Consider the following 21,074-nt stretch of genomic DNA (forward strand, 5'->3'; position numbering starts at 1 on the left):
GCCATAGCGAAAAGCGGGGTTTTGCAGTGGTGAGTGTTCATTTCCGGACAGTGGGCGCTGTCCGCATGCGAACAGCTGCAGAAAGTGGGCGTTTACAGCGTTGGAACGGCTGCTAGAATGGCCGCATGCCTGCCTATATCCTGATCCTCGATGATGACGCCGATGTCGCTACTGCGGCGCAATTGCTGCTGCGGCGGCGTTATGGTCAGGTCGCCACCTTGAGCGATCCGGCGGGCTTGCCTGCGCTACTGGCGCGCGGCGTGCCGGATGTGGTGCTGCTGGATCTGAACTTCACGCCGGGCAGCATCAACGGCGCCGAAGGTTTGGCGCTGTTGGATATATTGCGTGCGCAGTCGAATCCTCCGGCCGTGATTGCGATGACGGCGTATGCCGATGTGCCGCTGGCGGTGGAAGCGCTCAAGCGTGGCGCAGGGGATTTCATCACCAAGCCGTGGGATAACGCGCGCCTGGTCGCGGCGGTGGATCAGGCGTTGGCGCGGCGCGAGGCGGTGCGCGGTGGTGCAGCTGGTTCGCCGGAGTTGATGGGCGAGTCGCGCGCCATGCAGGAATTGAAGGCCTTGATTGCCAGCGTGGCGCCGACGGAGGCCAATGTGATGGTGCTCGGCGAGAACGGCGTCGGCAAGGAGCTGGTGGCGCGGGCGATTCATGCGGCGTCGCGGCGGGCAGCGGGAACCATGCTGGCCGTGGATATGGGCGCGCTGCCCGAGTCGACTTTTGAGAGTGAGTTGTTCGGCCACCGCAAAGGTTCGTTCACGGATGCGAAGGCTGATAGGGCAGGGCGCTTCCAGGCTGCGCGCGGCGGCTCGCTGTTTTTGGATGAAATCGGGAATATGCCGCTGGCGGCACAGGCCAAGCTGTTGACGGCGCTGGAGCGGCGCGAGGTCACGCCGATAGGCGCGGACAAGCCGGAGTCGATCGATGTGCGGATTATCAGCGCGACCAATCTGGAAGAGGCGCGCTTGTTTGATCCGTCGGTATTCAGGGCGGATTTGCTGTTTCGCTTGAATACGATTGTGATCCGCGTGCCGCCGTTGCGCGAGCGGCGCGAAGATGTGCCGCTGCTGGTGCAGCATTACCTGAAGCTGTATGAGGCGCAGTATGAACGCCCATCACGTAACCTGACCGCGACAGCGATGGATGCGCTGTTGCGGCACGACTGGCCCGGCAATGTGCGCGCCTTGCGCCACGCGTGCGAAAGGGCGGTGATTCTTGGCCAAGGCATGGAATACGCGATTAATGACTTCGGCCTCGCAGCGACCAGCATCGCCACAGCAGTCACCATCGCACCGGTCAGCACGATTACTCTCGCGCCGCCGGTGATCGCGCCGGCGAGCAGTTCGGGCGGCGACTTGACGCTGGACGCCATCGAACGGGCGGCGATTGCGGCGACGCTGGTGCAGTTCAACGGCAATATCAGCCACGCGGCCAAGACGCTGGGCATCAGCCGTGCGGCCTTGTATCGCAAGCTGGGCAAGCATGGCATCTGAGCACGCGCTCAAGCTGGGCGTGGCGGCTGGCGCGGCCGGCCTGATGGCGCTATCCGTCGCTGCTGACATTTTGTCGCCAATACCGGAGCCGCGCCGCATCGTCCTGTGCGCGCTGCTCGCCATCGCACCGGCAAGCCTGCTGTGGCAATGCCTGCGCCGCCTTTCGCCACGCATGCCGCACATGGAGATGCCGTCGCCTGATGCCGCGCCGTCGCGCGAACTAGCCGATGCCATGCTCGCGCTGGAGGCCCGCCTTGAGCACTCGCCGATCGCGCTATTCCGCATTGAGAACGCCAGCGGTGTAGGCGCAGTCGCAGCACTCAACGCCAGCGCGCGCCGTCTGACTGCACCGGGCCGCGCCATCGCACCGCAATCGCTACATCAGCTGCTGGCCGCACAAGCCACCGGTCAACGCCAACTAATCAGTTTCGACACCGAACGCGGCGCCGAGCGCGCATTGGTCGCCATCTCCGCCCTGACCATGCAAGGCTCCGCGCAACGCCTCGCCGCGCTGATGCCAGTAGAAAGCGAACTGGAAGCCGAAGCCCTCAACGCCTGGCGCGAACTGGTGCAAGTGCTGACCCACGAAATCATGAACTCCCTCACGCCAGTGGCCTCGCTCTCGCGCACTGCCTGCAGCCTGCTGGAAGAAGCCAGCGAGCAGCTACCACAAGACATCCACGCAGACCTGAACACCGCGCTGGACGCCATCGCAAGACGCGCCGCCAGTCTGGTAGATTTTGTGAGCAGCTACCGCAGCCTCTCCACCGTACCGCAAGCGCAACCGCAGCGCGTGCTGCTGGAAGAATTGTTTGAACGTTTGAAAGCGCTGCTGCAACCGCAATGGGAAAACCGGCTCACCTTCTCAGTCGAACCAGCGTCAATGGAAGTGATGATCGATCCCGGCCAGCTGGAACAAGCCTTGATCAATCTACTGAAGAACGCAGCGGAAGCCGGCACCGAAGCGCAAGTAAGCGCGCGCCTGAGCCGGGGCGGCCGCCTGCGCATCGAAGTGTCGGACAACGGCCCGGGCGTGCCGGAAGCACTGGCCGCGCACATCTTCACGCCGTTTTTCAGCACTAAAAAACAGGGCAGGGGAATCGGACTGGCGATGGTGCGCCATCTGGTGCACGGCAACGGCGGCACCGTGCGTTACGCCCGCCCAGTCGGCGCCGGCGCGCGTTTTATCCTGACGTTTTAACGCGCACCATATCGATGTGCATGATGCCATCTTCATCGTACGGATCGGTCACCGTCTGGAAGCCAAAGCTGCCATAGAATTTTTCAAGATGCGCTTGCGCGCCGATGCGGATATCCCAGCCCGGATGCAGTTTTTCAGCCAAAGGAATCGCCTTGGCCAGCAGTTCGCGGCCAACGCCGGAACCGCGACCGGCTTGCGTGGTCAGCACACGGCCTATCGACATCTCGTCGAATTTCACGCCCGGCGGTACCACGCGCAGGTAAGTCACCAGCGTGCGCTGGCCATCGATCTCGCGCCATCCCAGCAGGTGATGGCAGACCGTATCGGCGCCGTCGATGTCGGGATACAAACAGGTTTGTTCGAGGATGAAAACGGCCTGGCGCTGACGCAGTACTTCGTACCAGTCAGCGCGCGGGATATCGTCAAAAGCCAGCCAGTGCCACTCAATCATTGCTTCTCTCGCTAGGGATCAAAGCAATGATTGTATGTGATTACAGAATGGTCAGCTTGACGTCGATGTTGCCACGGGTGGCGTTCGAGTAAGGGCAGACGATGTGGGCGGCTGCCACCAGTTTTTCGGCGGTAGCGCGGTCCAGGCCTGGCAGCGTGATTTTGTGTTCCACTTCGATGCCGAAGCCGGTTGGGATCGGGCCGATGCCGACCGAGGTCTCTACCGACAGGTCTGCAGGCACCGCGATCTTGTCGCGGCCACCGACGAATTTCATGGCGCCGATGAAGCAAGCTGCGTAGCCCGATGCGAACAGCTGTTCAGGGTTGGTGCCGTCGCCGCCACCGCCGCCCAGTTCTTTCGGGGTGCTCAGCTTCACGGACAGATGACCGTCCGACGAAGCGGATTGGCCTTCGCGGCCGCCGGTGGTTTTTGCGTGTGCGGTGTACAGGACTTTTTCGATCGACATGATATTTCCTTTCAGTGAGTGAGGTACATCTAAGTACAACATAAGTTTAGTTGACTATTCAATCGCGTGCTATCTACCGTTCGGTATAACTAGCTTGCTAATTTACTACAGTCTGCGCTGTTTGCAGCGCCCATGTACACACTATACATAGCGCGCGATTCAATAGCAAGCTATTTTAGAAAATATTTTTCTCCGCTGACAGGGTCTATTATTGATTTGCATGCAGACATGACCCTGACTTAAGCATAGATTTGTACCGTAGCATGACCCATACAACTTGGTCTTGAGCTCTCCTTCACAAGCTCGCAAGCAAAAAGGCTGATTAACGCTACCAGGTCAGTTTTGAGTGCAAATGAACAGGCGGTATCAACAATCACGCGGTGCGTTCCGAATGTGGGCCGATCTAATGTGGACGCTGGTGCACGATAACGATGCGTTGCGCTTGCAGCCGATCTTGGATCGCGCAAGGTCAAACCGCCAGATCATGCGATCGGTCCAGTCGGTCGTTTGCCCATGTCGCCGCCATCGACTTCTTTGGAATGTTTAGAGAATGTCGATAATCTTGATAATTTTAAGAATCTCTGCTAAGCTTACGTCACACAAAGAGTTCCTGGAGGCGCCTGTGACTACTAATTTCCTTGATGCAGCTGCAGATCGCTCCCTTCAATGGGGGCGCATGCTTGATGCGTACGACAGCTATCGCAAGATCTTGGATGCTGTTACCGCCGCTGAAAATCTGCATCAGCAGCATTCGCAAATGCTGGGGATGATTGAAGAGGCGCGCCTTCGCTTCACTGAAGCATTGGCAGGGTTGAATCGTGCCAAGGAATTCTCGCTTGAGGACCTGTTCAATTCAGATGATGATGGCTACCAGCGCTATCTTTTGCATATTAAAAAGACCATCACTGGCCTGGAGGAGGTGTTTTTGCTCCATGCTGCGCGCGTGCTGCGCCCGTCGCAACACCCGGTCAGCCTATTGCGCCGAATAAGACAGCTCACGGCTACCCATCCAGCTATTGCGCCACCACAATTTGCTTAAGGATCACGAGATGACACTGCATTCTGAAGCGCATGTCGTTGAGCCTGCGGATCGCCCCCTGACCCAGCATGATCGTGCTGTTCTCGACCGGTTCTCTCAACTGGTTACTGAGCGTGCGGTTGCGTTGGCACAAGGCCCGGATGGCCCTCGTGTGCTTGACTTAATCAAACGTGCCGTTGCGGACGTTCAGCAAGCGTGGGTAGACCCGGACAGGTGGACAGATGGCCGCCCCGCCCGGAGCTCAAGTGTGCTGCCAGTGTCGAAACTCAAGGTCTCGGAAGTCATCGGGCAGGGATGGGTGGAGCTTTCCCAGGCATCGTTTTATCGCGCGGTAGATAGTAAGCGGTTTTACTGTGTCACACCACTGGGGCGCGCGATCGGCAAGGAGTTTCCGGCTTGGCAGTTTGTCTCGCCGGTGCCTGAACTGATCCAGCCCGTGCTTGAACGCCTTGATGACATGCCGAGTAGTGAAATCCATGCTTTCTGGGTCATAGAAGCCGATGAGTTGAATGCGTTGGCCCCGGCGGAAGTGCTGGCGGGCTTGCCATTTGCGACGCGGCGGACGATACACCCGAGCCAGTCGGCTATGTTGCGCGCGCCGGCACAGGAGCGTGCGCGCAGGGTAGCCGAGCTGGCCGAGTTCAAACGCAGGAGTGTGGCCGACCATATAGGCTAACTATGTTGTATCCAACCACTGCAGCGCTCGTCCCGCATCATTGAAGTTCCCGTCGGCCAGGTGTTGATACGCGCGGCTTGGAATGCACTGTCAATCTGGCCGGACCGGGTGACAAGAACCTACCGCTACGGTCCACCCCTGAGTTTTGAGACGGCTACAGGCTTCCCTTTCTACTGGATATACGCCGCCGATCAAACGCATACGGCGGTGTGGGAAGCGGGGTTCTGTAAGAACCCGGCGATCTTGCCAGGGTGTTTTACATTCGACCACGGCGCCGAAAGCGGCTTGATCCCCTCGCTCTCATTTGATCGGACGCTGCGGCTGTTCGACCTGTCCGGTGTCGCCGCCAGCCGAATGGGAATTTATGATGCGCAACGCGATATCGAGTACGACTGGTGTCAATGGTTTGGCGTCGAACTTGATCAAATGCTCGAGGAATACAAAGGGGAAGTTCACGGTTTCGCTTATCCCTCAAGGCGGCACCCAGGAGCGCGCGCATATGCCATTTCCTCACGGGTGCGTGATGCCCTCGCATCCGGCCTCGCGGTGGACGCAAGACAGTTTGCCGACACTGCAGAATACGCGGAATTGCTGATCGATCCGAGCTTCGTGCGGCGCGATTGCCTGTGACTTCGGCATCATAGGCAGGGGGGGCTGTGAGCAGTCTGGACTGTTTTCAAACTGCGCCGATGAGCATTGTCGTCACTCTAGGTAGGAGAGGGCTCCAGTGCGAAGTCAATCCGCCACGGGCGGGGCGGCGGCAGCGTCAGCTTGCCAACTTTTGTGAAACTCGACGGCAACCTCGCGCAACGGCCCCAGCCAGTCACCCGGAGCCGATTGGCGGAACAATCGTACCGATGGATACCATGGACTGTCGCTGCGCTGGAGCAGCCAGCGCCAGTCTGGCACGAAGGGCAGCAGTATCCATACGGGTTTTCCCAGCGTCGCGGCGAGGTGGGCAACCGCGGTATCGACAGTAATCACCAAGTCCATGTGTAACAGTAGCGCTGCTGTATCGCTGAAGTCACCTAACTGCGGGCCGAAAAAACCAATGTCACCGGCAGCTATGCGTGCCGCATCGTCTTGCCGTAACTCTTTTTGAACACAAAACAGCTGCACCGGACCGGCCAGCGCCTGAGCCATCTGTACCAGTGGAATGGAGCGGTTGCGGTCATCGACATGGCCGGTGCTGCCGGAACATACCAGGCCGATGCGGGGCAGCGATTTGGCGCCCAGCCGTTGTGTCCAGTCAGCCAGCTGCTGTGGGGTTGGGCGCAGTCCGGCCGGCAAGGGCGGTATCGTGGCCAAACGGGTGCGATGCGCCAGTGGTAGGCTCATCAATGGACAATGGCAGTCCACTTTCGGCAGCGCCTCCCCACGGACATAAATCGCCCGTACGCCGGGCAGCTGGGCCATCAGCGACCGCAGTGGCGCCTGTACCTCCAGTAGCACCTGCGCTCCCAGGCTAGCCACCCAGCTGACATAGCGGCAGAACTGGATGGTGTCGCCAAATCCCTGCTCGGCGTGCAGCAGAATGGTTTTGCCACGCAAGTCGCCGTACCCCAGCCACAGCGGTGCCTGGATGTGGCGCTTGCCGTGGGCCAGCTGCCTGGTATGCCAGCGCCACTCATACTTTTGCCAGCCTGGTCCGAAGTTGCCCAACAATAGCTGGCACAGGCTCTCGTTAAAATTGGCGCCCACGTGCATGGGATGATAGGCCTGCGCTTGCGCATAGCTGTCCAGTGCCTGGCTGTAGCGCTGCAGCATGAATTCGATGTTGCCGCGGTTAGATAGGGCATCCGCATGATCGGGGCGCAGCTGCAGCACGTGCTGGTAGGCATGCAGCGCTTCCTGATACCGTCCCAGCTTCTGCAAGGTGGCGCCTATGTTGACCAGCAAAGGCAGGGCGTTCGCCTTCAGCCGGAGTGCATGCAGGTAGGTGGCAAGCGCCTGCTCTGGGCGACGCAGGGTATTGAGCGCGTTGCCCCGGTTCAGATAGGCAGGGATGAAATCGGGGCGTAGTGCGATCACCCGATCATAGCTGGCCATTGCTGCTTCAGTCTGTCTGAGCTTATCCAGCAGCAAGCCTTGCTCAAACCATGCCTCAGCCAGCTCAGGCTGCGTATCAAGCAGCGCCGAGCAGAGCGCCAGGGCTTGCTGGGTCTGGCCTTGCGCCCGCCATTGTGCCGCCTGTTTCAGCGATGCCGCCAATGCTGGTGTCATAGCTGCCCCCGGTGTGTCGCGGCGAGCAGTGCCTCATGTCCCAGCACGCCGCCGTCAGCCAGCAGGCGTAAACGGGCGGAGCGCCATTCGGCCAGGCAGCGTACCCGCTCCTGTATCGCATCGGCCAGCGCATTCTGGCTGCTGAGCAGTTCGATCAGGTCGGCCGCCCCGTGCTCGTAGCGGCGCCGGGCGCTGGCCTGGGCATCGCGTGCGGCGGTTAGCAGATCCTGCGAAGCTTGCAGGTTTTGCAGGGCAGCGCGCGTCTCGGCATGGGCTTTCACTACTTCCAGCAATACCTGGTGTTCTACCTCGTCCAGTTCCGCGGCGCGCTGTTCTGCTTGCGCTTGCGCGCCCCTGACCTTGTAACTGTGGCTGAAGCCGTCGAATAGCGGCACGTTGATCGACAAGCCTAGGGTCGCGACGCGCTGGCCCAGCGCCGATGGTGCTTGGCCCGGATAGCCGTTGCGATAATAGTTCAGCGACAGGTCGAGCGTCGGCAAGCCTTCTGCCACGGTGGCGCCAACCCGGCTTTGCGCCGCCTGCCAGCTGGCCCGTGCCGCCTGGATGGCCGGATGGCTGCCGCGCGCCTGCTGCATCCAGTCGGCCAGGCTGCGCTGATCGGTGGGGGCCAGTCCGGCGGCGCCGTCATCCTCCTCGTCGGCCACGCTGAGCTCGCTCTCGGCCGGTACGCCGATCGCATAAGCCAGCGTCGCCACGGCCTTGCGGTAGCTCGACCAGCTACGGTTGCGTTCCAGCAGCGCGCGCGCCAGCGCGGTGCCTGCCTGCAGTGTATCGCCCTGCGCGGCCGCGCCGCGCTGCTCGCGCCGCTGAGCGCTGTCGAGCGTCTGGTGCGCCAGCAGCACACTCTGCTCCTTGGCCTGCCATGCCGCATGGCTGCTTTCGACATCGAAATATGCCTGAATGGTGGCGGCCAGGGTTTGCTGTAAGGTGGCTTCATGCTGTGCCAGCGCCGCAGCCAGCAGCTGGTTGGCGCTCTGGCGGTTGGCGGCACGGGTGCCGAAATCGAACAGGCGCCAGTTCAATGCCGCATACATGGTATGGGCGGCATTGCTGGTGGCTGGTATGCCGTTCAGATCGTAGGCGGTATGCGTATTGAGCCGGCTGACGGTGGCCGACGCCGTGGGTAGATAGGCGGCACGCGCCTCGCCCAGCGCACTGGCCTGCAGCTTGATGCTGGCCCATGCCGACTGGACTTGAGGCTTGTGGGACAGCGCCAGATCGACCGCATCGGCCAGCGACAGGGCCCGGTCCAGGGAGGCGGGCATGGCTTCCGCAGCGGCCAGGGGCGAGGCGTCACCCGGCAGCGTGGCGCCCTGCGCCAGCTGGGGCGGCTGCACACGCAGCGGATCGGGGAGGGGAGCGCTGAGACGGTCGAGCCAGCTGCCTTGCTGCGCCCAGGCCGGCGCGCTCAGCATCAATGCCAGCGGCAACGCTGCCAGCGCCTTGCCGCGCAGGTTAGCGTTCATGCAGAGCCTCCCGTTGATGTTGCAACAGTGGCGCCAGCACATACTCGATGATGCGCCGCTCGCCGGTCTTGACCTCGACCGATACAGCCATGCCTGGCGCCAGCGGCATGGCGCTGCCAGCGGCTGCAATACTTGGCCGCTGCAGCATGATCTTGACCGCGTACAGCAGCCCGCGCTTGTCATCGGCGATGGCATCACGCGATACCTGGGTCACACTGGCGCCGACGGTGCCGTATTTGGTGTAATCGAAGGCTTCCACTTTGACTTCCGCACGCTGGCCCGGCAGCACGAAACCGACATCGCGGTTCTCCAGCATGGCTTCGACCTCCAGCGCCTGCGACGCCGGTACGATTTCCATTAGGGGCTGTGCCGCCGGCACCACGCCGCCCACTGTGTGCAGGTTCAGTTGCTGGACGGTGCCATCAACCGGGGCCACCAGCCGCAGCAACTGGCTGTGGGCGCCCGCCCGCAGCGCGTCCTGGTGCGCCGCCTGCTCCAGCTTGAGGCCTTCGCTCAACTGGTCGTAGGCGGCGCGCCGGGTGTCGGCCAGCAGCGCGGCGCGCTGGTGCAGGGCGTCGCTTAGTTGGCCGTTCAGGTCGATCCTGGCCTGTTCCTTGTCCAGCCAGGCATGGCGTGCCACATCATGCTGCTCCAGCAGGACGAGGTAATCGTTTGCGCGTTGGGTCGCCAGCGGCAGATCCTGGCGGCAGCGGGCAATTTCACCATCGATGCGTGCCAGCCGTGCCTGGTAATCCCGGTACTGGCCATCCAGATGTAATTGCTCGGCCTGCCATTGCGCGCGCGCCGGCCCGTCGGCCGGCAAAGGCAACTGCGGCGTATGGCCCTGCTCGATAGCCGCAATCAGGGCGCGGGCCCGTTCGACCTGCAGCATGGCCGCGCCCTGCTGGCTGGCCGCCTTGTCATGTTCGGCGTCGCTGGCACTGGTGTCCAGTTCAACCAGCAATTGTCCCGCCTTCACCTGCTGGCCTTCCACCACGTGCAGCGCACGCACACTGGCCACATCCACCGATGCGATGGTTTTCACGCGCTGGCTGGGAATGATTTTGCCGTTGGCATTGACGATGATATCGACCTTGCCCAACACCGACCACAGCAGCAACAGCGCAACCAGCAGCGTCAACAGCCATGCCGTGAGGCGCGCCGTGGACGACACCGGCTGCTCCTGCAGCGCCAGCGCAGCTGGCAAAAAGGCCGCTTCCTGGGGACGCAGGCCCTTGCCGTCCAACTCGGCGCGGCGTTGCCAGCTATAGCCCAGCACACGCCGATAGCGGCCCAGCAGCGCCATCGCGGCGCTCACACGATGCCAGCCGCTCATGCTGCCACCTGCGACGCCATGGCGTGTCCCGCCTGCAGCCGGTATAGGTGGCTGTAGATGCCCTGCGCGTTCTGCAACAGCGCCTCGTGGCTGCCGCTCTCCGCAATCTGGCCGCGCTCCATGACGACGATGCGGTCGGCATCGCGTACCGCAGACAGGCGGTGGGCGATGATCAGCACCGTGCGGCCCTGGCAGATGGCCCGCATGTTTTGCTGGATGATGCGTTCCGATTCATAGTCGAGTGCGCTGGTGGCCTCGTCAAAAATCAGTACCCGTGGATTGCCGATCAATGCACGGGCGATGGCGATGCGCTGGCGCTGGCCGCCTGACAGGCCGGTGCCGTGCTCGCCGACCAGCGTGTCATAGCCTTCCGCCAGTTCGCAGATAAAGTCATGGGCGCCGGCCAGCCGCGCTGCCGCGATCACGGCGTCCAGCGGCAGCGCCGGATTGCCCACTGCGATGTTGTCACGGATGCTGCGCATAAATAGCGTGTTTTCCTGCAGTACCACGCCGATCTGGTGACGCAAGGAGGTAGTGTCGATGATGGCCAGGTCATGGCCATCGACCAGCACGCGGCCGCGGTCAGGCACATACAGCCGTTGCACCAGCTTGGTCAAGGTGCTTTTGCCCGAGCCCGAGCGGCCGACGATACCGATCACTTCGCCGGGGCGTATCGTCAGGCTCAACTGACGGATTACATCGGCCGCATCAGGCCGGTAGCGGAACGACACCTGGTCGAATTCGATCGCACCGGCCAGGCGCGGCAGGCGGCTTTTCTGTCCGGCCACCTCGGTGCGGGCGTTGAGGATGTCGCCCAGACGGCTCATCGAAATGCCCACTTGCTGGAAATCGTTCCACAACTGGGCCAGCCGCAGGATGGGTGTGGCGACCTGGCCAGCCAGCATGTTGAAGGCCACCAGTTCGCCTACGCTGAGGCGGCCGTCCAGCACCAGGCCAGCGCCGTACCACATGATGGCGGCCGTCACCAGCTTGCTGATCAGGGTGACGCCGCCGCTGGCGACGGTGGCAATGTTGGTGGCGCCCAATCCGGCTGTCACATAGCCAGCCAACTGGCGTTCCCATTTCTGCTGCCAGCGCGGTTCGACCGCCAGCGCCTTGACGGTGTCGATGCCGCCGATGGTTTCGACCAAGAAGGACTGGTTTTCGGCGCTGCGGTTGAACTTGTCGTTCAGGCGCGCGCGCAGGATGGGCGTCAGCAGTAGCGATAACAGCAGATACAGCGGAATCGAGACCAGCACGATGCCGGTCAGCGCGGCGCTGTAGCACAGCATCACGCTGAGGAAAACCACCGAGAACAGCAAGTCCAGCACCAGCGTCATGGCATTGCCGGTCAAGAAGGAGCGGATATTTTCCAGTTCACGGATGCGGGCCACCGAGTCGCCCACGCGGCGCGCCTGGAAATACGCTAACGGCAGGTTCAGCAGATGGCGGAACAGGCGCGCGCCCAGTTCGACATCGATTTTACTGCTGGTCTGGGCAAACACATAGGTACGGATCGCGGTCAGCAGCGCCTCGAACACGGTAGCGCAGATCAGGCCGATGGCAATCACATTCAGCGTCTTCATCGCATGGTTGACCAGCACCTTGTCCATCACGACCTGGAAGAACAGCGGCGTGGCCAGGCCGATCAGTTGCAGCACCAGGGAAATCAGCAAGACCTCCCCCAGTAGCCGGCGGTATTTGACCACTGCCGGAATGAACCAGGTGAAGTCAAAGCGGGCCATATCGCCGGCATGGCTGGCTTTGCTGGTGCAAAACACCAGTTCACCGGTCCACGCCTGCAACAGCGTATCGACCGCCAGCAGCTGCGGCGCTTCACCGGGCCGCTGGATCAGCACCCGCGCCGGCCGCAGTTCGGCGCCTTCCGCCGGCTGCGTGGCGGGTTGGTATTTGGCCAGGATGAAATAGCGTCCTTCCTGGTCGCGTGCGATGGCGGGCAGCGGCGCTTGCGCCAGCCGTGCCGGATCCTGGCGCAGCTGGCTGGCGGAGAAGCCCAGGCTGCGCGCCGCCAATAACAAGGCGTCATCGCGCAATGGCGCGCCAAGGCCGAATTCGTGTTGCAGGGCTGCCGCATCGGCGCTGATGCCGTGCAGGCCCGCCATCATCAGCAGGCACGCCAGGCCGGTGTCAATGGGTGGGGGGGCTGCTGCACTTGCTGTACTGGTTACCATGTGTGATTCTCGTTCTCTTGCTATTGCGTGCCTGGTCCGGGCAACGGGCCAGGCACATTCGACTTACGCTTGCAGGCTGTGGCTGCCGTAGCCTGCACTCAGCAGAGGCTGCACCAGTGGGTCGTTGGCCGCCGGTGCACCGGTATGCGCGGCGCCAGCCGGGCTCATGGTTGCCATGGCCTGGATCAAGGCATCCGGGTTGGCTGCCTGGCCAGTGCCATACAGCGCCCGTACCGCCGCCACGTCCGCGTCGCTGAGCGTGCGGTTACTGGCGCTGAGGGCATAGCACTCGATTGAACTGGCATCGGCATTGTCAGCCAAGCCCAGCGCATGGCCGATTTCGTGCAGCAAGACCTGCTCCAAGCTGGTATCCGTGCCGGCATACACCAGCGTGCCGCCGCTGCCCGCCACCAGAGCCGTTTCGGCACTGTCCTCGACCTGCACGATGACGCCGCTGTCCATGGTGCCGGCCAAGCCGCCCAGCGTGGTATTGCCGACCATGCCGGTGCCAGCCGTGTCGAACTTGCCGTTGCCGATGCGGATATCGGCCTGTTCGCCGTCAGCCACTTGCTCGAAGCGAAGGCCGGTGGCCGCGCTCCAGGCATCGAACGCCTGTTGTACCGCTGGGATCGCCGCCGCGCCCAGATAGCTGCTGAATTCGCTACCATGGTCGGCCACGCTCCAGCGCACCACCGGCTGACTCCAGCGCGTGCCGGTCAGCGCCGTGTTTTGTTCCGTAGCGATGACCGCTTGAATCTGCTGCAGCTCGGCCAGCGCCACCCCAGCACTAAGCTGGTTGTTGCTGTTCCATTGCTGCTTGGCGATCGCATCCATGTCTTGCGCCGCCTTGGCCGCCGCCTGCTCCGGCGTGCCAGCCATGCCGGCACCAAAGTAGTGGGTGAGCAGATTGGCGATGACATCCAAGAAGCTGTCGCCGAAGAACAAGCCGCGATTTTCCGCCTGTGGCATGACCGGGCCGCCATCACCCCAGTAAGTGCGCAGTTCTGAATCCGAGATATTGCGGTTCGAGCCGATGCCGTTATTGTTGCTGGTGTCCGACCCGTTTTCATTCATCGTCACTTCATTGGCGCCGATATTATTGGTGAACGTATTCGAGCCGAAATTATTAGTCAGGTCTTTGGTCCCCGTCACCTGGGTCTGGTCGCTGTTGCCGTAGTTATCGGTGGTGTCGTCGATACCGCTGACGTTGCTCTTATCACTATTACCTTCGTTGTTGGTGACCGAATGGGCACCGCGTACATTAGTGATGTCGTTGAGGCCGTACAGGTTATTCAAGTCCTTGTCGCCATTTGCCTCCACCGTCACATAGCCGCCGCTGACATTCAGGCGGTTGCCGCCATTTTCCAGCACCGAGTCATTGTCGCCGTCGAGCGAGACACTGGAATTGGCATTGAGGACGATGCCGGCCGTCTGGCCCAGCGCGGTAACGCCGGTATTGAGCAGGTTGACGGCGCCGATGGTGTCGACCACGCCGGCGGTCTGGTCCACCACTACCAGGTCGTTGGCCACCGCGTCGATGTGGTTGCCACCGCCAAACGCACCCAGGCTGGCGCCAGCGGCCATGCTGATGCCGTCGTAATTGCCGTGCACATAAGCCTGGACATTGGCGTCCATGTAGATGCCGCCGATTTGCCCGTTGGCGGCACTGGCGCCCAGTGCATTGGCCGAGCCAGTCACGTTGTCGAACACGCCATTGGTGTTTTGTAACTCGACGCGGTCACTGCCAGCAGCGTCAACCAGGTTGCCGCCGCCATCGACCAGAACGCTGTCCGTCACGCCCAAGATCAGGTGATCGCTGCTGCCGTGCACCTTCGCCTCGGAGAAGCCCGACACGGTCACGGTGAGGTTGCTGCCGGTGAGACTGCTGGCCGGTGCTGGCACACTGTTGGCACCAATGCCAACCCAGACCGCATCGCCAGCGTTGGCGGTGATCGTATTGTTGCCGCCGTAGACACCGAAGTAGTCATTGTTGCCAGCACCTACTGTGTCATTGGAGCCCTTGACGTCGACACGCGAATTGTCGATCACGGAGACGGCCGCGTTGCTGATGTTGATGACGTCGGTTGGCGTTGTGCTGAGGGCGCCACCGCCGCCCACCGTCACGCTGTCGCCGACGCCGGCGCCAGTGTAGATGCCGGCATTGACGGTGTCGCCTGCGCCGTAGACACCCAGCTTGTCATGGATGCCAATGCCGATGACGTCGTTGCTGCCATTCACCGTGACCAACGAATTGTCTTCTACCGTTACCGCGGCGCCGGACAGGTTGACCGTGTCGACCGTGCCGCCGGCATTGCCGCCCACCGTGATGTTGTCGCCAGCGGCGCCGGTAATGGTATTGCCGGAACCATTGATGGTTACCGTGGTGTTGGCAGCCACCACCAGCGTGCTGCCGCTGATGTTGACGATGCCGCTGACGTTGGTTTCGGCATGGGTGCTCGGGTTGAAGTCCTCTTCGCCGAGAACCTGCGTGCCATTCATGAACTGCACATTGATTTGCTGGCCAGCGCTGTTGTAGTTAGCCAGCAGCACCTCCTTCACCCCATTGGCGCCGTTGGCGGCAAAGGTAGCGAAGCTGCTTTCCTGGCCGTTGGCGCCGAAGGTTTCCAGACTGGCCTCCAGGCCGTTGCCATCGAACAGCTCCACGCTGGACACGCTGCCGTTCAGATACGTCGTCAGTGACGTTTCCTTCTGCGTCGCCGTGTTGAAAGCGGCCTGGGCCTGCATCTGCCCATTGGATGGATTCAGGGTGACTACGCTCACTTGGCGGCCTGAGCTGTCGAAGCTACTGTAGCCGGTTTCCTGGCCGGAGAAGTTGTAGTTGTCCAATCGCGATTCGTAACCATTGACGAAAGTCTCGTTGCTGACGCGGGTGCCGCCCATAAACGTTTCTAACGACGTCTCCTGTCCGGTCGCGCTGAAGTGCTCCATGCCGGCTTCCATCCCGTTGGCAAAGGTCTCCAGGCCGATGGTGTAGCCGGCCGTGTTGAGCGTGGCCAGGCTGGTTTCGACCGAAGCGCTGCTGCCGGTGCCGGGCGTAAAGGTGGCCAGCGTCAGCTCATGGCCGCTGGCGTCAAAGGTGGCCAGCGCAATCTCTTTGCCGGCGCCGTTGAAATCTTCCTCGCTGACCTCGATGCCGGCGGTGTACAGCTTGAGATCGATTTGCTGCTGGGTGGCAGGATTGAGATCGACGCGGCTGGTGGTGACGCCGCCCGCATCGACAAATACCAGGGCGGTTTCCTGGCCATTGCCATTGAACAGACCGTAGCTGGTTTCCTGTCCGCCAAAGCCGTAGTTGATCAGGCCCGACTCCTGGCCGTTGGCGCCAAATGTCTCGGTGCTGTTTTTGAGGGCACCGGTGTAGGTGTCCAGCGAGGTTTCATGGCCCAGGTCGTCGAAGCGCGCCATGCTGGCTTCCTGGCCACTGGTGAAGGTTTCCAGACTGGTGGTGTAACCCGCCGTGTTCAGCGTCGCCAGGCTGACTTCCACCGAGGCGCTGTTGCCGGCACCCGGCGTAAAGGTGGCCAGCGTCACTTCATGTCCGCCGGTATCGAACGTGGCCAGCGAAATTTCCTTGCCGGCGCTGTTGAAGCCTTCCATGCTGACTTCCAGGCCATTGCTGAAGGTTTCCAGGTCGACCGGCGTCTGCGTGGTCGGATTGAAGTTTTCGCGGCTGATGGTCTGCTGGTTTTTGTCGACACCAGTCAGGCTGATTTCCTGGCCGGCACTGTTGAAGCTGCCGTAGCTGACCTCGACGCCGGATTGGTATTTAATCAGGCTGTTTTCGACGCCATGGCTGTCCCAGGTGACCGAGGTCTTGTCGCCGAAATAGAAGGTGTCCAGGCTGACCTTTTGGCCGCTATCGGTAAAGATCGCCATGCTGCTTTCGGCGCCATTGTTATCCCATTGCTCCAGACTGACGGTGACGCCGGCGCTGTTCAGCGTGGCCAGACTGGTTTCCACCGGCGGCCCCCAGTTGGCCGGCACGAAGGTGGCCGCACTGGTTTCGCGTCCGGTGGTTGGATCGAAGGTCATGAACGCGTTTTCGATACCGTTGCTGAAGCCTTCCAGGTTGATCTCGACGTTGGCGCTATTGAAGGTTTTAAGGTCGGTTTCCTGGTGGTTGGCCGGGTTGAAATCTTCGATGGTGTTGATGTGGCCGGTCGGCGAGATCGATACCAGGCTGGTTTCCTGGCCAGCCGGATTGAAAGTGCCATAGCTGGTTTCCACGCCATTGTTAAAGGTCATGTAACCCGATTCCGTGCCGTTGCCGTCGAATGTTTCGGTGGCGTTCTGGGTGCCCATGATGAAGGTATCCAGGCTGGTTTCGTGACCGTTGTCATCATAGTGCGCCAAGGTGGCTTCCTGGCCGAAGGTCAGGGTTTCATAGCTGACGCTAATGCCATTGGCGCCAAAGCTGGTCAGCGAGTTTTCCTGTACTACGCCGCCATTGCCGGGAGCATAAGTGGCAAGGCTTTGCTCGTGGCCGCCGGCATCGTACAGGGCCAGCGAGTTTTCGACGCCGCCGGTGAAAGTTTCAACGCTGCGCAAGGTACCATCGGTGTACAGCTTGATGTCCTGGTCCAGGCGGCCGCCGGGAACAAAGTCTTCTTGGCTGATCATCTGGCCGGCCGCGTTCACGCCGATCAGACTGGTTTCCTGGCCAGCGCTGTTGAAGACGCCGTAACCGGTTTCGATACCGGCGCTGTTGTAGTTGGTCAGGCCGTTTTCCAGGCCATTGCTGCTGAAGGTTTCCACCGCGTTCTTGTAGCCGCTGCTGAACAGATCGAGGCTGGTTTCCTGCCCCACCGAGTTGTAATGGGCCATGCTGGTTTCGGAGCCGTAGGCGAACGACTCCAGGCTGGTCGTATAACCGGCCGGGTTCAACGTGGCCAGACTGGTCTCGGTCAGGCTGCCGCCCAGGCCCGCCGTATAGCTGGCAAGGGTGGTCTCGACCCCGTTGGCGTCGAACTGGGCCATGGAGTTCTCAATGCCGCTGCTGTTGAACGTCTCCAGGCTGGTGATGATGCCGTTGGTGCCGAAGGTCTTGAAGTCGGTTTCGACGTGGGTGGCCGGATTGAAATCCTCGATGTTAATGACTTGGCTCGGATTGCCTGGTGTGACGCCCATTAGGCTCAGTTCCTGGCCGGATGGATTGAACACGCCATACCCGATTTCAACGCCAACGCTATCGTAGTTGGTCAGGCCGTTTTCCACACCGCCGGCATTAAAGGTCTCGGTGGCCGACTTGTAGCCGCTGGTGTACAAGTCCAGGCTGACTTCATGGCCCTGGTCGAAGTGCTCCACGCTGGCTTCCAGTCCATAGGTGAACAGTTCCAACGCCGATGTCGATCCATCCGGATTCAGGTTCACCAGCTGGGTTTCTTGTGCTGAATGGTTGTAGCCGGGAATGAAGCTGGCCACGGTGTCAACTTTGCCCGTATCGGGGTTGTAAGTGGTCATCGAATTTTCGATGCCGCTGGTGTCGAAGGTCTCATAGCTGACTTCGGCGCCACTGCTGTTGAACGCTTCGATGTCGGTATGGATGTGCGTTTGCGTATTGAATTCTTCCCGGCTGGTGACTTGTCCGGTTGGCGTCAGATTGTCGAGGCTGGTTTCCTGGCCCAGGGTGTTGAAACTGGCGTAGCTGGTTTCGACATTGTTATTGAAGGTCATTAGACCGGATTCGACCCCGGTTGAGCTGAACAGTTCAGAGGTGGCCTTGGTACCCATGATGAATCCGTCCAGGCTGGTTTCATGACCGCTGGTGTCGTAGCGCGCCAGGCTGGCCTCCATGCCGTAGGTCAGGGTCTCAAACAGGACGGTATGGCCATTGGCATCCAGCGTCGCCAGCGAGGTTTCCTGCACCGCGCCAAAATTGTTGACGCCAAACGTGGCGAAGCTGGTTTCGTTGCCGCTGGTGTCGTAGGTCGCCAGCGAATTTTCAACACCGGACGAGTTGTAGCCTTCTATGCTGACCAGCATGCCGTTGTTGAACAGTTTGAGATCGACGTCGATGTGCGTGGCCGGCGCGAAATCTTCCTCGCTGGTCATCTGGCCGCTGGCGTTAACGCCGATCAGGCTGGTTTCCTGGCCCAGGCTGTTGAACAGACCGTGGCTGATCTCCTGGCCGGCGCTATTGAAGTTGACCAAGCCAGATTCATGGCCGGCCGCATCGAAGGTTTCGGTGGCGGTCTTGTAACCGTTCCACACGTCCAGGCTGGTTTCGTGACCAGTGGTGTCGAAATGCGCCAGGCTGACTTCACTGCCCATGAAGTCGAAAGTTTCCAGCGTGACGGTAGCGCCATTGGTGTCCAGTGTGCTCAAGGTTGCTTCCTTCAGCCCCAAAATGCCGGTGGCGTAGGTCGCGTGCAGCAGTTCCTGGCCGCTGGCGGCATCGAAGGTATCGAAGGTCTTTTCCTTGCCGGCCGCATCGAAGCCTTCCACGCTGAGCATAGCGCCGTTGGCGTTGAACTGTTTGATGTCGAGGTCCAGGTGGCTGCTAGGGTCGAACTCTTCCAGCGTGATGACTTTGCCAGCGGCGTTCAAGGACGACAGGCTGAGTTCCTGGCCCAGGCTGTTGTAGGCAGCGTAGCTGGTTTCCACACCGGCCGTGCTATAGGTGGCCAAACCGCTTTCCTGGCCATTGCTGCCAAAGCTTTCGATGGTCCTGCCGCCGGCTGTGATCTGGTCAAAGGTGGTTTTTTGCCCGAGGTCGTCGTAATGCATCATGCTGACTTCGGAACCGTAGCTAAACAGCTCGTAGCCGGTGGTGACGCCATTCGCGTTCATGGTGATGTAGCTGGTCTCTTCGTTGCCAAAGAAACCTTTGGCGTAGTTGGCGATGCTGATTTCGTTACCGTTGACATCGAAGGTGTCTAGCGAGCTTTCCAGCCCGGCGCTGTTGAAGTTTTCCAGTGTGGTGCGGTGGCCGTTCGCGTCGTAGGTTGTCAATGCCACTGGCAGGTTGGTGGCGCCGAAGTCTTCCGAGCTGGTCTTGGTGGTGCCAGTATAGGTAAAAATACTATGGCTGACTTCATTGCCGGTGGCGACATCAAAGTTGTCTCGTTCGATTTCCAATCCAGTTCCATTGAACAGATCTTTGGATGTTTCGCGGCCGCTCCTGTCATAATTTTCGCGGAAGATTTCTTTGCTATTGCTGTCGAAGTGATCGACCTGATCAAGGTAGCCATCAGCACCGCTCAGCGCCGTGGTTTCATCCTTCAGGCTGCCATCTGCCTTGAAGTCTTTGACGTCGTCTGACTTGCTGCCGTCGGCGGCCTTCACTATGGTTTCGTCGCGCTCTGGCTTGCCATCGTGGTTGGAATCGATCATGACGCTGGTCTGGTCGATGCTGCCATCACCATCCTGATCAATATTCTCGGTGATCGTGGTCTTGCTAGCATCCACGATGCGTTCAGACGAGGCTTTAACCTTGCCGTTTGCATCCGTTAGCGTAAAGGTTTCTTTGACTCCGCCACTTACACTCGTGGTCGCATCGATCGTCGTGTTGCCTTTGGCGTCAGTAAATTTGATGGTCTGTCCGCCACTACTGTTATCCACTTCCGTTCCGGGCGCGACGGTTATATTTTTGTCGACCTGGCGTATCGTTCCCGGAATAATGCTCAGATCATCTGCCTGACCATCTTCTTCCCAGATCTTGTGGCCAAAGTCATCAACACCCTCGGTATGAAGGGCGGCGTCGCTGGGTTTGAATACACGTTCCGGTGGGACAGAATTGATGGCCAAACCCGAGATTTTGAAAAATTTGGTGGCGCCGTCCAGTGTGAGTGCTCCCAACCCATTGTCGTAGCCACCGCCAATGTCGCAATGGTTACCAGTCATGAATACGGTATTGATGCCGTTCTCACCGGTATAGTCTAACGCGCGGAACAGCGAGCGATATTCATCGTTAGCCCGTATTACCGTGATGTTCCCTGCATTGGGTGCAAATGCCAAATTGCCGCCGACGCCAGTCGCTACCGGATCAAAAATGATGCCTGCGGAGACACCGATCTGGCCCGGCGGTACCAATACCTTACCGCTCGTATCCGTCACGCCTCGTTCGTAGACCAATTGGGAAAAGATCGCCGCCGATGCATCGCCGCGGCTAAAGGCTGTCACCATGGTCGTAATAGGCTGGCCGGGATTATTTTGCGCCCATGCGGCAGCTTGTTCATTAAACTCGGCGTATGCCTTTTCCGCAGCGGCATTCACCTGTCCCGTTGGAATTGCTGAAGATCCCCACTCTGAATCTTTAGTGCCAGGGCCGGGATAGTAACCTTTTGCGACATTGTCACTTGGCTGTACCTGTTTGAACAGCTGCGCGACATTTGTGCTATTCGGATTACCTGACAGTGTAAGATCGTCCTTATCGTTATTGGTGCCGTCAAAGGCTGCAAAAAAAACGAATTGGCCGCTCGATGTAGCTGGCTTCGCTGTGCCAGCGATATTCGATGCTTGTTGTTGTGCTGTGG

12 protein-coding genes are annotated in these 21,074 nt (G+C 60.5%); 5 read left to right on the forward strand and 7 right to left on the reverse strand.

Translation table 11 applies throughout. The features are described from left to right. The first annotated feature begins 125 nt into the window (after nucleotides 1–125). Nucleotides 126–1,508 (forward strand): sigma-54-dependent transcriptional regulator, encoded by a 1,383-nt coding sequence (locus GTP46_RS10005; protein WP_161006475.1) that lies wholly within the window; start codon nucleotides 126–128, stop codon nucleotides 1,506–1,508. Further along, complete coding sequence (locus GTP46_RS10010) at nucleotides 1,498–2,709, forward strand: sensor histidine kinase (protein ID WP_161006476.1); 1,212 nt, start codon at nucleotides 1,498–1,500, stop codon at nucleotides 2,707–2,709. The genes GTP46_RS10005 and GTP46_RS10010 overlap by 11 nt, the downstream gene beginning before the upstream one ends. Here the strand turns inward: GTP46_RS10010 and GTP46_RS10015 are convergent. Next, complete coding sequence (locus GTP46_RS10015) at nucleotides 2,693–3,160, reverse strand: GNAT family N-acetyltransferase (RefSeq protein WP_161006477.1); 468 nt, start codon at nucleotides 3,158–3,160, stop codon at nucleotides 2,693–2,695. The genes GTP46_RS10010 and GTP46_RS10015 overlap by 17 nt on opposite strands. Before the next feature lie 40 nt (nucleotides 3,161–3,200). After that, on the reverse strand, nucleotides 3,201–3,626 hold the full coding sequence (locus tag GTP46_RS10020) for an organic hydroperoxide resistance protein (RefSeq protein WP_161006478.1): 426 nt from the start codon (nucleotides 3,624–3,626) through the stop codon (nucleotides 3,201–3,203). Nucleotides 3,627–4,248: 622 nt separating this feature from the next. Between GTP46_RS10020 and GTP46_RS10025 the strand changes: the two genes are divergently transcribed. From GTP46_RS10025 to GTP46_RS10035, 3 genes are all read left to right on the forward strand, one after another. Then, nucleotides 4,249–4,665, forward strand: coding sequence for a hypothetical protein (locus tag GTP46_RS10025; RefSeq protein WP_161006479.1), 417 nt, complete (start codon nucleotides 4,249–4,251; stop codon nucleotides 4,663–4,665). Nucleotides 4,666–4,675: 10 nt separating this feature from the next. Then, complete coding sequence (locus GTP46_RS10030; RefSeq protein WP_161006480.1) at nucleotides 4,676–5,341, forward strand: hypothetical protein; 666 nt, start codon at nucleotides 4,676–4,678, stop codon at nucleotides 5,339–5,341. Nucleotides 5,342–5,449: 108 nt separating this feature from the next. After that, nucleotides 5,450–5,971, forward strand: a complete 522-nt coding sequence (locus GTP46_RS10035; protein ID WP_161006481.1) for an RES family NAD+ phosphorylase — start codon at nucleotides 5,450–5,452, stop codon at nucleotides 5,969–5,971. A 105-nt stretch (nucleotides 5,972–6,076) separates the two neighbouring features. On the opposite strand, the gene GTP46_RS10040 is transcribed toward GTP46_RS10035, so the two are convergent. The 5 genes from GTP46_RS10040 to GTP46_RS10060 form a co-directional block, all read right to left on the reverse strand. Continuing rightward, nucleotides 6,077–7,564 carry a tetratricopeptide repeat protein gene (locus tag GTP46_RS10040; protein ID WP_161006482.1) on the reverse strand — a complete coding sequence of 496 codons (1,488 nt, stop codon included), beginning with the start codon at nucleotides 7,562–7,564 and terminating at the stop codon, nucleotides 6,077–6,079. Further along, nucleotides 7,561–9,051 carry a TolC family protein gene (locus tag GTP46_RS10045; protein WP_229258880.1) on the reverse strand — a complete coding sequence of 497 codons (1,491 nt, stop codon included), beginning with the start codon at nucleotides 9,049–9,051 and terminating at the stop codon, nucleotides 7,561–7,563. The genes GTP46_RS10040 and GTP46_RS10045 overlap by 4 nt, the downstream gene beginning before the upstream one ends. Beyond that, nucleotides 9,041–10,387, reverse strand: a complete 1,347-nt coding sequence (locus GTP46_RS10050; protein ID WP_161006483.1) for an HlyD family type I secretion periplasmic adaptor subunit — start codon at nucleotides 10,385–10,387, stop codon at nucleotides 9,041–9,043. Before GTP46_RS10050 ends, GTP46_RS10045 begins: the two co-directional genes overlap by 11 nt. Next, a complete protein-coding gene (locus GTP46_RS10055) occupies nucleotides 10,384–12,579 on the reverse strand; it encodes a type I secretion system permease/ATPase (protein ID WP_161006484.1) in 2,196 nt (731 codons plus the stop codon). The genes GTP46_RS10050 and GTP46_RS10055 overlap by 4 nt, the downstream gene beginning before the upstream one ends. A 63-nt stretch (nucleotides 12,580–12,642) precedes the next feature. After that, nucleotides 12,643–20,655 (reverse strand): matrixin family metalloprotease, encoded by an 8,013-nt coding sequence (locus GTP46_RS10060; protein WP_161006485.1) that lies wholly within the window; start codon nucleotides 20,653–20,655, stop codon nucleotides 12,643–12,645. Between the last annotated feature and the right edge of the window lie 419 nt (nucleotides 20,656–21,074).

Source organism: Duganella flavida (assembly GCF_009857445.1).
Classification (GTDB): domain Bacteria; phylum Pseudomonadota; class Gammaproteobacteria; order Burkholderiales; family Burkholderiaceae_D; genus Rugamonas; species Rugamonas flavida.